12 protein-coding genes, 1 tRNA gene and 1 other RNA gene are annotated in these 13,424 nt (G+C 72.3%); 4 read left to right on the top strand and 10 right to left on the bottom strand.

Annotated elements, in window-relative coordinates; genetic code table 11:
• Positions 1-107 precede the first annotated feature (107 nt).
• Together L332_RS18965 and L332_RS30560 are read right to left on the bottom strand one after the other, a co-directional pair.
• Positions 108-566 carry a RidA family protein gene (locus L332_RS18965; protein WP_021064909.1) on the bottom strand — a complete coding sequence of 153 codons (459 nt, stop codon included), beginning with the start codon at positions 564-566 and terminating at the stop codon, positions 108-110.
• On the bottom strand, positions 563-730 hold the full coding sequence (locus tag L332_RS30560; RefSeq protein ID WP_021064908.1) for a hypothetical protein: 168 nt from the start codon (positions 728-730) through the stop codon (positions 563-565). Before L332_RS30560 ends, L332_RS18965 begins: the two co-directional genes overlap by 4 nt.
• 50 nt (positions 731-780) lie before the next feature.
• Between L332_RS30560 and L332_RS0114850 the strand changes: the two genes are divergently transcribed.
• The 3 genes from L332_RS0114850 (at position 781) to L332_RS18955 (ending at position 4,399) form a co-directional block, all read left to right on the top strand.
• Positions 781-3,345: a transglycosylase domain-containing protein gene (locus tag L332_RS0114850; RefSeq protein WP_021009827.1), complete on the top strand. Its 2,565-nt coding sequence runs from the start codon at positions 781-783 to the stop codon at positions 3,343-3,345.
• A gap of 31 nt (positions 3,346-3,376) precedes the next feature.
• Positions 3,377-4,279 (top strand): metallophosphoesterase, encoded by a 903-nt coding sequence (locus L332_RS18960; protein WP_021009826.1) that lies wholly within the window; start codon positions 3,377-3,379, stop codon positions 4,277-4,279.
• A 46-nt stretch (positions 4,280-4,325) separates the two neighbouring features.
• Positions 4,326-4,399, top strand: a tRNA-Pro gene (locus L332_RS18955).
• Between the two features lie 273 nt (positions 4,400-4,672).
• Here L332_RS18955 and L332_RS18950 read toward each other — a convergent pair.
• From L332_RS18950 to L332_RS18940, 3 genes are read right to left on the bottom strand one after another with little or no spacing between them, the layout of a single operon-like run.
• The gene (locus L332_RS18950) at positions 4,673-5,281 is read right to left on the bottom strand and encodes a thymidine kinase (RefSeq protein WP_021009825.1); all 609 of its coding nucleotides are present in this window, start codon (positions 5,279-5,281) and stop codon (positions 4,673-4,675) included.
• Between the two features lie 2 nt (positions 5,282-5,283).
• The gene (locus L332_RS18945) at positions 5,284-5,904 is read right to left on the bottom strand and encodes a helix-turn-helix transcriptional regulator (protein WP_021009824.1); all 621 of its coding nucleotides are present in this window, start codon (positions 5,902-5,904) and stop codon (positions 5,284-5,286) included.
• A gap of 10 nt (positions 5,905-5,914) precedes the next feature.
• The gene (locus tag L332_RS18940) at positions 5,915-7,435 is read right to left on the bottom strand and encodes a malate:quinone oxidoreductase (protein ID WP_021009823.1); all 1,521 of its coding nucleotides are present in this window, start codon (positions 7,433-7,435) and stop codon (positions 5,915-5,917) included.
• Between the two features lie 103 nt (positions 7,436-7,538).
• Between L332_RS18940 and L332_RS18935 the strand changes: the two genes are divergently transcribed.
• Entirely contained in the window at positions 7,539-7,907 is a 369-nt protein-coding gene (locus L332_RS18935) for a hypothetical protein (RefSeq protein WP_021009822.1), read from the top strand.
• Positions 7,908-7,939: 32 nt separating this feature from the next.
• Here the strand turns inward: L332_RS18935 and L332_RS18930 are convergent, their stop codons facing one another.
• From L332_RS18930 to ffs, 5 genes are all read right to left on the bottom strand, one after another.
• Positions 7,940-9,016, bottom strand: coding sequence for an aspartate-semialdehyde dehydrogenase (locus tag L332_RS18930; protein WP_021009821.1), 1,077 nt, complete (start codon positions 9,014-9,016; stop codon positions 7,940-7,942).
• The gene (locus tag L332_RS18925) at positions 9,013-10,287 is read right to left on the bottom strand and encodes an aspartate kinase (RefSeq protein WP_021009820.1); all 1,275 of its coding nucleotides are present in this window, start codon (positions 10,285-10,287) and stop codon (positions 9,013-9,015) included. The genes L332_RS18930 and L332_RS18925 overlap by 4 nt, the downstream gene beginning before the upstream one ends.
• A 67-nt stretch (positions 10,288-10,354) precedes the next feature.
• Positions 10,355-10,954, bottom strand: a complete 600-nt coding sequence (recR, locus tag L332_RS18920; protein WP_021009819.1) for a recombination mediator RecR — start codon at positions 10,952-10,954, stop codon at positions 10,355-10,357.
• 3 nt (positions 10,955-10,957) lie between these two features.
• Positions 10,958-13,198 (bottom strand): DNA polymerase III subunit gamma and tau, encoded by a 2,241-nt coding sequence (locus L332_RS18915; RefSeq protein WP_021009818.1) that lies wholly within the window; start codon positions 13,196-13,198, stop codon positions 10,958-10,960.
• A gap of 64 nt (positions 13,199-13,262) precedes the next feature.
• An RNA gene (ffs, locus tag L332_RS29755) (signal recognition particle sRNA small type) lies at positions 13,263-13,359 on the bottom strand.
• Positions 13,360-13,424 lie beyond the last annotated feature (65 nt).

Genomic DNA, 13,424 nt, shown 5'->3' with positions numbered 1-13,424 from the left:
GACGATCGGATCGCTGCGCTGGTCGAGTAGCGCCGCAGGCGCGTATCGAGACCGGTCGCCCCGTCTCGATACGGCCCTGCGGGCCTACTCGACGATCGGCAGGCGGGTCAGGCGAAGGCCGCGATGACCTCGACCTCGACCGGCGCGCCGAGCGGCAGCTCCGCGACGCCGACGGCGCTGCGGGCGTGCTTGCCGGCATCGCCGAAGATCTCGCCGAGCACGTTGCTCGCGCCGTTGACGACGCCCGGCTGGCCGTGGAACCCATCCGCCGACGCGACGAAGCCGACGACCTTCACGATGCGCGTGATGCGGTCGAGCGAGCCGATCTCGGCGGCGATCGCCGCGAGCGCGTTGAGCGCGCACTGCTTCGCGTCGAGCATCGCCTCGTCGGCCGAGACCTCCGCGCCGACCTTGCCCGTGCGGGGCAGCTGCCCGTCGACCATCGGCAGCTGGCCGGAGGTGTAGACGAAGCCGTTCGCCGACACCGCGGGCACGTAGGAGGCGACCGGCGGGACGACCGCGGGCAGCTCGAACCCGAGCTCCTCGAGCCGCTGCGCGACGCTCACGCGCCGGCCTCGATCGGGCGCTTCAGGAACGCGACGAGCCCGCCCTCGGGACCGTTCGCGACGTGCACGAGCTCCCATCCGTCGGCTCCCCAGGTGTTGAGGATCGCCGTCTCGCGGTGGATGAGCAGCGGCGTCGTCGCGTACTCCCAAGTCGTGGTCGCCATCGTTCTGCAGCCCTCAGCTCTCATAGGTCGGTGCCGTACCCTCGTATGCTATGGCCGCTTCACGTCACAAGCCAGGAAGCCTGCTCGGCTCCCTCCTGGGTCTCATCGGGTTCAGCGCGATCGCCGGCATCCTCGTCTCGGCGACGCTGACCCCTGCCCTGGCGGTCGCGTCGAGCACCGCCAACAGCGGCCTCGACATCTTCGAGAGCCTGCCGACGTACTCGCAGATCACCCAGCAGGCCGAGCGCAATCGCATCTACGGCCTCCGCGACGGGCAGCCGGTCGAGATCGCGCAGTTCTACAGCCAGGACCGCCAGGTGCTGCAGTGGCAGCAGGTGCCGCGCACCGCGGTCGACGCGCTCGTCGCCGGCGAGGACCGCCGCTACTACTCGCACAGCGGCGTCGACGCCCCCTCGGTCGTGCGCGCCGGCCTCTCGCAGCTCGGCTTCGGCGGCGAGTCGGGCGCATCGACGCTCACGATGCAGCTCGTGCGCCAGCAGATCGCGATCGACGCGTGCCTCTCGGACGACGAGGCGGCCCAGGCGGTGTGCGACCAGCAGTACACCGAGTCGTACCAGCGCAAGCTCGCCGAGATGCGGCTCGCGATCAGCCTCGAGCAGCGCTACACGAAGAACGAGATCCTGCTCGCGTACCTCAACATCGCGAACTTCGGCGGCAACGTCTACGGCATCGAGTCGGGCGCGCAGCGCATCTTCGGCAAGCCCGCCGCCGAGCTGTCGGTCGCCGAGTCGGCGGCCCTCATCGCCACGGTGCAGAACCCGTCGATCCGCAACCTGTTCAGCGCCGACAACTTCGCGCGCAACCAGGAGCGGCGCGACTTCATCATCCGCAACATGGCGACCGAGGGCTTCATCACCGCCGAGGAGCGCGACGCCGCGCTCGCGACCCCGGTGGACGAGAGCTTCGTCAACATCCAGCCGCCCAACAACGGGTGCATCGCGGGCTACGATTCGACGCGCTTCTTCTGCGACTACGTGCAGCAGGTGCTCGCGAAGGACCAGGTCGACGGCCAGCACATCCTCGGCGCGACACCCGAGGACAACGCGCGCGCGCTCGCGCAGGGCGGCTACCAGATCTTCACCTCGGTCGACGTCGGCCTGAGCGACGTCGTCCAGGAGTCGGTCGACACCCTCGTGCCGAACGACGAGACGCGCTGGCGCTCGGGCGGCGCCGCCATCCAGCTCGAGGTCGGCACCGGCCGCGTGCTCTCGATGGTGCAGAACAAGGACTACTCGCCCACCGACGAGGCGCCGCCGACCGCGACGGCGCTCAACTTCAACGTCGACTACTCGCACGGCCGCTCCGGCGGCTTCCAGCCGGGCTCGGGCTTCAAGATTTTCACGCTCGCGCAGTGGATCATCGAGGGCAACTCGGTCAACGCCGCGATCGACGCCACCCGCAACGAGTGGAAGTCGGGCGACTTCCGCGCGAGCTGCCTCGACGGCGGCGCGATGTTCCACGAGGACTACGACCCGCAGAACAACGAGGGCAACGAGTACAACCGCATGACGCCCACCGAGATCATGGTGAACTCGGTCAACACCGGCACGATGCGGATGGCGAGCCAGGTCGACACGTGCGGCATCTTCGAGGTCGCGACCGCGATGGGCGCGGAGCCGGCGAACGGCGGCGAGTGGGAGATGTACCCCTCCGCCATCCTCGGCTCGGGCTCGCTCGTCTCGCCGATGAGCATGGCCGAGGCGTTCGCGACGATCGCGAACGGCGGCGTGCACTGCGAGCCGATCGCGATCGACCGCATCGTCGCGCGGGACGGCACCGAGGTGCAGCCGCCGCGGCAGGACTGCCAGCAGGCCATCTCGCCGCAGGTCGCCTCGGTGATGCAGTCGGTGCTGCAGACCGTCACGGAGCGCAACCCGGCGAACAACCCGCCCGGGCCAACCCCCGTCGTCTCGAAGACCGGCACGAACAACAACGTCGAGCAGACGTGGGTGAACGGCTCGAGCCCGACTGTCGCGACCTCCGTGTGGGTCGGCAACATCTCGGGCAAGTACAACCTGCAGTCGCGCTGGAACGTGCGCTCGACCATCTTCCGCACCGCGATGGGTGAGGCGATCGCCCGCTACCCCGGTGGGCAGTTCCTCACGCCCGATGCAGACACGCTGCGCGGCAACGCGAGCGAGCTGCCGGATGTGAGCGGCCAGCCGGTCGCCGACGCGCAGGCTGCGCTCGAGGCCGCCGGCTTCACCGTGCAGGTCGCCGACCCGGTCGAGGGCACGCAAGCCGAGGGCAGCGTCGAGTACACCGCGCCCGGCGCGGGCGCGCTCGTGACGACGTCGACGCCGATCATCATCTACCCCTCGAGCGGCGCCCCCGCGTCGAACCCGACGCAAGCATCGGATGGGGCGCAGACGTGGCCCGATCTGGTGGCGCAGTCGCTCGCCGATGCGAAGGCGACGCTCGCCGACGCGGGCTTCGATCCCGCGCTCGTGCAGGTGACGTGGCAGGACCACGGCGCGGGCAACCTCTGCACCGTGCTCGCGCAGAACCCGCTCGCGGGCAGCCCCGGCGCACCGACAGACCCGATCTCGCTCGTCGTGGGCACGAACGCCTCCGGGGGCGACCCTGGCTGCTAGCCCGCGGGCCCTCGGCGCGGTCGTCGGCGGCGTGCTCGCCGCCGGCGCCGCCGTCGGCGCCTACGCGACCGCGATCGAGCCGCGCGCCTTCCGCATCCGCCATGAGCAGCTGCGCATCCTGCCGGCGGGCGCCCGCCCGCTGACGCTCCTGCACCTCGCCGACATCCACCTCGCGCCGTGGCAGCGCGCGAAGCTCGAGTGGCTCGAGGGGCTCGCGTCGGTCGAGCCCGACCTCATCGTCAACACGGGCGACAGCCTCGGCCACAGCGCCGCAGTGCCTGTGCTGGCGGATGCGCTGCGCGTCTTCCAGGGCGTGCCCGGCTTCTTCGTGCACGGCTCGAACGACGTCTTCGGGCCGCAGCTGAAGAACCCGTTGCGCTACTTCGCCGGGCCCTCGAAGGAGCCCGCGGGCAGCGGCCCCGAACGGCTCGACCTCGCGGCGCTCGAGCGAGCCTACGAGGGCTTCGGCTGGCTCGACGTCAACAACTCGGCGCGCGCGATCGAGGTCAAGGGGACGACGATCGCCGCCTTCGGCGTCGCCGACCCGCATCGCTCCTGGGATCGGCTCGACGAGACCGAGGCGGCCATCTCGCGCATGCGGAAGGCGCTCGGCGACGCGCCGCGCACGACGCTCGGCATCACGCACGCGCCGTACCGGCGCATCCTCGACGCCTTCGTCGACCTCGGGGCGGATGCGATCCTCGCGGGGCACACGCACGGCGGCCAGGTGCGGGTGCCGGGCGGGCACGCGATCGTCACGAACTGCGACATCCCGCGCGCGCAGGCCTCGGGGGTCAGCACGTGGAGCCACGAGGGGCGCTCGGTGCCGCTCGGGGTCTCGCAGGGCATCGGATCGTCGATCTTCGCGCCGTTCCGGCTCGGCACTCCCCCGGAGGCGGTCGTGATGTCGCTCGTGCCCCGCGACGTCGGGTAGACTGGTGCGGTTGCACGCGCGAGCCTAGGCTCGAGTCGGGCAGCACCGGGGTGTGGCGCAGCTTGGTAGCGCGCGTCGTTCGGGACGACGAGGTCGCAGGTTCAAATCCTGTCACCCCGACAGACGACGAAGGGCCTCCGCCGATGGCGGAGGCCCTTCGTCGTCTGTCGGGCTGTCGTGACACGATTTGAACCGTAGGTTCATACGGAATCCGCCGGTCCGAGCGATCGCGAAGCGATCGCGAGCCGCGCGGATTCCGCTGTCACCGGTCCCCAGCCTCCCGGCGGAGCACCGCTCCGCCGGACCCGACCACGGACTCGCTGTCGCCGCGACGACGTCTCGATACGCCGCCTCCGGCAGCTACTCGACGAGCGGGTGAGGCTGGACCGCCGCTCAACGAGGGGCAGCAGCCCCGAGCCGCCCGCCCGACTCCTCGAGGTAGCACGTCGCGCAGAGCGACTCGTAGGTGACGGTCTCGCCGTCGATCGCGACCTGGTCGCCGTCGAAGACGAACCGCTCCCCCACCTTGCGGCCGTTGAACAGCGCCTTGCGGCCGCAGCGGCAGATGGTCTTGAGCTCCTCGAGCGAGTGCGCGAGCTCGAGCAGCCGGGCCGAACCGGGGAACGCGCGCGTGAGGAAGTCGGTGCGGATGCCGTAGGCGAGCACCGGCACGCCGCGTTCGACGGCGATGCGCAGCAGCTCGTCGACCTGCTCGGGGCGGAAGAACTGCGCCTCGTCGACGAGCAGGCACGCGACGTGGGCGTCGTCCTGCGCGGCCGCGGCGTCGAACGCATCCATCACCGACTCGTCGTGCGCGACGAGGAAGTCGACCTCGCGCGTCACGCCGAGCCGCGAGACGATCTCGCGCGCGCCCTTCGTGTCGGTCGCGGGCTTCGCGAGCAGCACGCGCTGGCCGCGCTCCTCGTAGTTGAACGCGGCCTGCAGCAGGCCGGTGGACTTGCCGGAGTTCATCGCCCCGTACCGGAAGTAGAGCTTCGCCACCCCTAGAGGATGCCGTCCTCTTCGGCGCGCGAGATGAGCTCGGCGCGCTTGCCTGCCGGGCGGTCCATCGCGGCGTACTTCGCGCGCACCCGGCGGAGGAACGTCTTGGCCGTCTCGTAGCCGACGCCCATCTCGGCGGCGACCTGCACGGTCGAGTGGCCCTGCACGTAGTGCGCGAGGGCGCGGCGCTCGCTGTGCGAGAGGCGCGGGCGGCGATCGGCCGGGTCGACGGCGCGCGGGCGGCGCCTGCGGCTGGTGCGGTCGAGCTCGGCGCATGAGCGCACGGCCTCGGCAGGGGACGGGTCCTCCCCCAGCACGACAGCGCCGGCGGCCTCGAGCGACTCGCGGAGCGCCGGGTCCGCCTCGCCGTGGACGACGACGGCGGCCCCGGCGGTGATCGCCGTGCGCGCGTGGGCGAGCACGGGGGCACCGGCGGGCTCGACCAGGAGCACGACGTCGCCGGGGAACTCCTTCGCGCGCACGAGGTCGACGAAGCGCTCGGCGGTGGCGACGAGCTCGAGCCGGGGCTCGGCCGCGATCGCGGCACGCAGCGCCGCAGCGGTCGTCGGCGGGGCGACGACGCTGACCTTGCGCCGCTGGGGAGGCGCGCCGGTGCTGGTCATGGTGGTCCTGTCAGGCGATGGCGTTGGATGCGCCGGCGGCCTCGAGCTCGGCGCTCGGCGTGTCGACGAGCCGCAGCACGCGCGCGGTGCGCTCCAGCGCCTCGCGCGCGGCCTCGGGGTCGTCGTTGAGCTTGGTCCCGTAGCTCGGGATGAGCTGCTGGATCTTGGGGCGCCACTCGGGCAGGCGCTCGGGGAAGCAGCGCTCGAAGATCGTCAGCATGATGTGCACGGCGGTGGAGGCGCCCGGCGAGGCGCCGAGGAGGCCGGCGATCGTGCCGTCGGCGCCCGTGACGACCTCGGTGCCGAACTGCAGCACGCCGCCCTTCTCCGGGTCCTTCTTCATGACCTGCACCCGCTGGCCGGCCGTGATGAGGCGCCAGTCCTCGTCCTTCGCGTTGGGCATGAACTCGCGCAGCGCCTCGAGGCGCTGCGAGCGGCTCGCGAACACCTCGCCCATGAGGTAGCCGACGAGGTCGAGGTTCGCGAGACCGGCGCGCACCATCGGGTAGAGGTTGTGGCCCTTGATGGTCTCGAACATGTCGGTGTAGGAGCCGGTCTTGAGGTACTTCGGGCTCCAGCCGGCGTAGGGACCGAAGAGCAGGCTCGCCTCGCCGTCGACGACGCGGGTGTCGAGGTGCGGCACCGACATCGGCGGAGCGCCGACGCTCGCCTTGCCGTAGACCTTCGCGTTGTGGCGCGCGACGACCTCGGGGTTGTCGGTGCGCAGGAACGCGCCCGTGATCGGGAAGCCCGCGAAGCCCTTCGCCTCCGGGATGCGCGACTTCTGCAGCAGCTTGAGCGCACCGCCGCCGCCGCCGACGAAGACGAAGCGCGCGTGGATCTCGGTGCTGTTCTGCCCCACCTCGTGGCGCAGCTTGAGGCGCCACAACCCGTCGGAGCGGCGCTTGAGCCCCGTGACGGTCGTGTCGGTGTAGACCTTCGCGCCGTCCGCGACGAGGCCCGCGAACAGCATCCGCGTGAGCGCACCGAAGTCGACGTCGGTGCCGTCGGTCGAGCGCGTCGCGGCGATGCGCTGCGACTTCTTGCGGCCGGGGATGAGCGTGGGCGCCCACTCGCGGATGACCTCCGGGTCCTCGGAGTACTCGATGCCGCGGAAGAGCGGCTCGTCCTTCAGCAGCTCCCAGCGGCGGCGCAGGTAGTCGACGTTCGCGTCGCCCCACACGAAGGTCATGTGCGGCGTGGGCGAGATGAAGCCCTTGGGGTCGGGCAGCGTGCCGTCCTCGACGAACGACGCCCACAGCTGGCGGGAGAGCTGGAACTGCTCGTTGATGTCGATCGCCTTCGCGGCGGTCATCGAGCCGTCGGGGCCCTCGGGCATGTAGTTGAGCTCGCAGAGCGCGGCGTGACCGGTGCCGGCGTTGTTCCACGGGTCGGAGGACTCCATGCCGACCTTGGGCAGTCGCTCGAACACCTCGATCCTCCAGGAGGGCTCGAGGCGGTGGAGGACGGCACCGAGCGTGGCGCTCATGATGCCTCCGCCGATCAGGGCGACGTCGATGGTCTTGGTCACACCGAGATTCTAGGACGTTCGCCCATGAAGCACGCCGCACGCCGTGCTGGCGTCCAGCATCCTGGGTCTAGCCTGAGCCATCCGACGACGAGAGGGGCCCGACATGGGGATCCTGGATGAGGCGAAGGGCCGGCTCGGCGAGGCGGCCGAGTGGGTCAAGGGCACGGCATCGCAGCTGGGCGAGTCGACGCAGGGCGCGGGCCGCGCGCTCGGCGAGAAGGCGGCGGAGGCGCGGCACCGCGTCACGGGTGCGAAGGGCGGCGACGGCGCCGACTTCGGTTCCGCACAGACCGAGCCCGCCCGCGACGAGCCGGCGCACGGAAGCACGGCGGACGCCGCGTCGCACTCGGGCGGCGGCGGCGACTTCGCGAGCGAGTGGGTCGACGTGTCGACCGACCCGCACGCGGGCGGGCCGCAGGCCGACGGCGAGTCCGGCGACGAGCCGGTCGACGGCCCGCAGAACCCGCTCTGACGCGCGGGGCGCGGGCTCCGGCCCGCGCCCCGTCAGTCGAGCAGCCGCGCGACGAGCCCGGCGAGCTGCACCGCGTTGAGCGCGGCGCCCTTCCGCAGGTTGTCGTTCGCGACGAACAGCACGAGGCCCTTGCCGGGCTCGGCCGACTGGTCGGCGCGGATGCGTCCCACGAGCGAGGCGTCGGCGCCGGCGGCCCGGAGCGGGGTCGGGATCTCGACGAGCTCGACGCCGGGTGCGCCCTCGAGCAGCGCCGCGGCCTGCTCGGGTGACAGGTCGCGCTCGAACTCCGCGTGGATCGCGAGCGAGTGGCCCGTGAAGACGGGCACGCGCACGCACGTGCCGGCGACGCGCAGCTCGGGCCGCTCGAGGATCTTCCGCGACTCGTTGCGCAGCTTCTGCTCCTCGTCGGTCTCGGCGGAGCCGTCGTCGACGAGGTTGCCCGCGAAGGGCAGCACGTTGTGGGCGATCGGCTCGCGGTAGACGCCCGGCTCACCGAGGTCGACGGCGCCGCCGTCGTGCGTGAGCCGCTCGGGCGCCTGCGACGCCGCTCGCTCGAGCTGGCCGCGCAGCTCGTCGACGCCCGCGAGGCCGGAGCCCGAGACCGCCTGGTAGGTCGCCACGACGAGTCGCACGAGGCCGGCCTCGCGGTCGAGCGGCTTGAGCACCGGCATCGCCGCCATGGTCGTGCAGTTGGGGTTGGCGATGATGCCCTTGACCGCGCCGGTGATCGCGTGCGGGTTGACCTCCGAGACGACGAGCGGCACCTCGGGGTCCATCCGCCACGCCGACGAGTTGTCGACGACGATGACGCCCGCCTCGGCGAACCGGGGCGCGAGCCGCTTCGAGGTGCTGCCGCCCGCCGAGAAGATCGCGACGTCGAGGCCCGACGGGTCGGCCGCATCCGCGTCCTCGACGGTGATCGACTGCCCGCGGAACTCGATCGTCGAGCCGGCGGAGCGCGCGGAGGCGAACAGCCGCAGCTCGGCGAGCTCGAGCGAGCCCTGCTCGAGCAGCCGCAGCACGACGCCGCCGACCTGGCCGGTCGCGCCGACCACGCCGAGGCGGATGGGGCGAGCCTCGCCGGGCTCGTCGGCCAGCCGGCGGATCATCGGCCCGTCCCAGCGTGCACGACCGCGTCCTGGTCGGCGTCGAGCTCGAACGCCGAGTGCACGACGCGCACGGCGTCGACCACCTGGTCGGCGCGCGTCACGACCGAGATGCGGATCTCGGAGGTGGAGATCATCTCGATGTTGATGCCCGCCTCCGAGAGGGCGCGGAACAGTCGCGCCGAGACGCCGGTGTTGGTGCGCATCCCCGCCCCGACGAGGGCGAGCTTGCCGATCTGGTCGTCGTGCTGGATCGACTCGAAGCCGACCTCGGCCCGCTCGGCCTCGAGCGCCGCCATCGCGGGGCCCGCCTCGGCCTTGGGGAGCGTGAAGGAGATGTCGGTGCGGCCGGTCGCCGCCTCGGAGACGTTCTGCACGATCATGTCGACGTTCGCGCCGGTCTCGGCGACGATCGTGAAGATGCGTGCGGCGGTGCCCGGCACGTCGGGCACGCCGACGACCGTGACCTTCGCCTCGGAGAGGTCGTGGGCGACCCCGACGATCATCGGCTCTTCCATGGTGGAACCAGCTCTCTTCGAGTCGTAGACGATGGTGCCCTCGTCGTTCGTGAACGACGAGCGCACGTGGAGGGTGACGCCGTGGCGGCGCGCGTACTCGACGCTGCGGATGTGCAGCACCTTCGCACCGGCGGCGGCGAGCTCGAGCATCTCCTCGCTCGTGACGCGCGGGATGCGGCGGGCGCGCGGGACGACGCGGGGGTCGGCGGTGAAGACCCCGTCGACATCGGTGTAGATCTCGCACACGTCGGCGCCGAGCGCCGCGGCGAGGGCGACGGCGGACGTGTCGGAGCCACCGCGCCCGAGGGTCGTGATGTCGCCGGTGACCTTGTTGAAGCCAGCGAAGCCCTGCACGATCGCGATCTGGCCGCGGTCGAGTGCCTGCCGCACGCGGCCGGGCGTGACCGAGATGATGCGGGCGGAGCCGTGGCGGTCGTCGGTGAGCATGCCCGCCTGGCTGCCGGTGAACGAGACGGCCTCCGCCCCCTGCGACTTGATCGCCATCGCGAGCAGCGCCATCGAGATGCGCTCGCCCGCGGTCAGCAGCATGTCGAGCTCGCGGCCGCCCGTGGGGAGGTTCGGCACGACGGCGTTCGCGAGGTCGAGGAGCTCGTCGGTCGTGTCGCCCATCGCCGAGACGACCACGACGATGTCGTCGCCGCGCTTGCGCGACTCGACGATGCGCTTCGCGACGCGCTTGATCCCCTCGGCGTCGCCCACGCTGGACCCGCCGAACTTCTGCACGATGAGGCTCACGCCGCTCCTTACACGTCCCGGACTGATCAAGTCTAGGCTTCGGCGGCATGCCCTGAGGGCCTCGGCGTCAGCGCTCGACGGTGCGGCGCCCCTCGAAGGCGCGGCCGAGCGTCATCTCGTCGGCGAACTCGAGGTCGCCGCCGACCGGCAGCCCGCTCGCGAGCCGCGACACCCGCACGCCGAGCGGCAGGAGCGTGCGGATGAGGTAGGTCGCGGTGGCCTCGCCCTCGACATTGGGGTCGGTGGCGATGATGACCTCCTCGACCGAGGCGTCCTGCAGCCGGGTCATGAGCGAGGCGACGCGCAGCTGGTCGGGACCGACGCCCTGCATGGGGTTCAGCGCGCCGCCGAGCACGTGGTAGAGCCCGCGGTACTCGCGGGTGCGCTCGATCGCGACGACGTCCTTCGGCTCCTCGACGACGCAGATCGTCGTGGGCACGCGGCGCGGGTCGCGGCAGATCGCGCACCGCTCCTCCTCGCCGATGTTGCCGCACACGACGCAGAAGCGCACGCGCTGCCGCACGGTCTGCAGGATCGTCGCGAGCCGGTCGACGTCGAACGACTCGGTCTGGATGATGTGGAACGCGATGCGCTGCGCCGACTTCGGGCCGACGCCCGGGAGCCGGCCGAGCTCGTCGATGAGGTCCTGGACGATGCCGTCGTACACGCGCTAGCGCTCCCCTCGCACCCGCGGGCGCTCCTCGATGAGCTCAGCTCCGAGCTCCTCCCGCACCACGGCCTCCCCGTAGCGCGCGACTTGCGATGCGCTGAGCGCCGGCTCGGGCGCGGGCGCCGAGCGGGCGAGCTCGGCGAGCGATGGGCCGGTCGGCGCGGGCCGCTCCTCGCCGACCGGTGCCGGCATCGCGGGCGCCGGGGCCTCGGGTGCCGACACGAACGAGAACGGGTCGGGCTCGGGCTCGTCGGGCAGCGGCTGCTCGGGCAGGTCCTCCGGCGGCGCCTCGGCATCGCTCGGGATCGCCGCGACCGCCCAGCCGGTCACCGGGCCGGGCGCTGCCGTCGCGGTCGGTGCGGGGGCGGATGCCCTGGCCCGCTCGGGCGCCGCGGCGCGCGCGGGCGGGGCGGCGGGCGGCGCGCCTCGGTGCACGTCGTCGCCGGCGTCGGCGGGCCGCTCCTTCGCGGCGCGCGGGCTGGCCTCCGCGCGGGCGATGTACTTCACCTCGATGCCGAGCAGCGACTTGATCGCCGCCCGGAGCAGGTCTGCGACGCTCGGCTTGCCGGGCTGCGACTCGCGGAAGTGCTGGATGTCTGCCTCGGACTGGAACCCGAGCACGAGGACGTCGCCCGGTCGAAGCTCCTTCGGCGTGATCGCGGTCGCGACCATCCACGCGGAGCGCTGCTGGTCGGCGAGCTTCTGCAGCACCTCGTCCCACGAGTCGCGCAGCTGCTGGAAGGTGATCGGCTCGGCCGGGGCCGCCACGGGCGGCGTCGCCGGCGCTGGAGCCTGGTCTGCCTTCGCGGACCCCGTTCCGGCAACAGGACCCGAGATCCGGGGTCCGCTCGCCGGGATCGGATCCGCTTCGGCTCGCGTGGCCGACTCCCGGGCGGGAGCGGGCACAGGAGCGGCGGCTGCTGTCGGAGCGGACTCCGCAGGCGGCGCCGAGGCGGGAGCCGACTTCACCGGAGCGGGCGCGGATGTCACGGGAGCAGCGGCCGGGGTCGCAGGTGCGGTCCCGACTGATGCGGGCGCGGGTGGCGCGGAGGCAGTCGGCGCCGATGCGGCGGGCCCGGGCGCCGCGCCGTCGAGGCGCTGCTCGATGCGCTCGACGCGCGCGATCGTCCCGACCTCCGGGTCGCCCGACTCGGGGACGAGCAGCCGCGCGGCCATGAGCTCGAGGTGGAGCCTGGGGCTCGTGGCGCCGGCCATGTCGGTGAGCGACTTCGCGACGATGTCGGCCGCGCGCGAGAGCTCCGCGCCGCCGAAGCCGCGCGCTTGCGCGACGAGCGTCTCGAGCTCCTCGGCCGGCACGCCGTGCAGGATCGCCGCCGGGTCCTTCGCGGCGCGCGCGACGATGAGGTCGCGGAGCCGCTCGAGGAGGTCCTCGACGAAGCGGCGGGGGTCCTGGCCCGACTGCACGACGCGATTGATCGACGCGAACAGGCTCGCCGCATCCGTCGCCGAGAGCGCCGCGACGATCTCGTCGAGCAGCTCGCCGTGCGTGAAGCCGAGCAGGGCGACCGCGTGCGCGTAGGTGACGGGCCCGTCGGAGCCGGCGATGAGCTGGTCGAGCAGGCTGAGGGTGTCGCGCGCGGAGCCGCCGCCGGCGCGCACGACGAGCGGCAGCACGCCGGGGTCGGCCTCGACGCCCTCCTCGGCGCACAGCTGCTGCACGTACTCGAGCATGGGCGCGGGCGCGATGAGGCGGAACGGATAGTGGTGCGTGCGCGAGCGGATCGTGCCGATGACCTTCTCGGGCTCGGTCGTCGCGAAGATGAACTTGATGTGCTCGGGCGGCTCCTCGACGATCTTCAGCAGCGCGTTGAAGCCGCCGGAGGTCACCATGTGGGCCTCGTCGATGATGAAGACCTTGTAGCGGTCGCGGCTCGGGGCGAAGGTCGCGCGCTCGCGCAGGTCGCGGGCGTCGTCGACGCCGCCGTGGCTCGCCGCGTCGATCTCGACGACGTCGAGCGAGCCGCCGCCGTCACGGCCGAGCTCGATGCACGAGTCGCACTTGCCGCACGGCTCGGGGGTCGGCCCCTCGGCGCAGTTGAGGCAGCGCGCGAGGATGCGGGCGCTCGTCGTCTTGCCGCAGCCGCGCGGGCCCGAGAAGAGGTAGGCGTGATTGACGCGGTCCGCGCGCAGCGCGGTGCGGAGCGGATCGGTCACGTGCGCCTGCCCGATGAGCTCGGAGAACGACTCCGGCCGATAGCGGCGGTAGAGGGCGGCGACCATGGGATCCAGGCTACTTCCCGCCGGTGACTCGCCGAGCCGGGGTGGCCGGCATCGGTGTCCGGACATGAAGGACTCCCCGCGCACCCGCCAGAGCCCGGTTGCCCTTGCTTCGTCTCCGACCTGGGGGAGTTGGCCTGGATGGCGCCACGCGGGGAGCCGCCTCCATCGTAGCGCGCTCGAGCGCGGGGCGATGGAGGGGGCGAGGCCTGCGGGCGGCTGTAGCGTG

Origin of the sequence: Agrococcus pavilionensis RW1 (assembly GCF_000400485.1) — a bacterium.
Classification (GTDB): Bacteria; Actinomycetota; Actinomycetes; order Actinomycetales; family Microbacteriaceae; genus Agrococcus; species Agrococcus pavilionensis.
Note: the sequence above shows the minus strand (reverse complement) of the source record. Positions and strands in the feature narration are given on the sequence as shown.

Excerpts from the sequence above, each read along its gene's own strand:
- L332_RS0114850 (WP_021009827.1), top strand. The coding sequence starts at position 781 with ATGGCCGCTTCACGTCACAAGCCAGGAAGCCTGCTCGGCTCCCTCCTG.
- L332_RS18935 (WP_021009822.1), top strand. The coding sequence starts at position 7,539 with ATGGGGATCCTGGATGAGGCGAAGGGCCGGCTCGGCGAGGCGGCCGAG.
- L332_RS18945 (WP_021009824.1), bottom strand. The coding sequence starts at position 5,904 with ATGACCAGCACCGGCGCGCCTCCCCAGCGGCGCAAGGTCAGCGTCGTC.
- L332_RS30560 (WP_021064908.1), bottom strand. The coding sequence starts at position 730 with ATGGCGACCACGACTTGGGAGTACGCGACGACGCCGCTGCTCATCCAC.
- L332_RS18930 (WP_021009821.1), bottom strand. The coding sequence starts at position 9,016 with ATGATCCGCCGGCTGGCCGACGAGCCCGGCGAGGCTCGCCCCATCCGC.
- L332_RS18915 (WP_021009818.1), bottom strand. The coding sequence starts at position 13,198 with ATGGTCGCCGCCCTCTACCGCCGCTATCGGCCGGAGTCGTTCTCCGAG.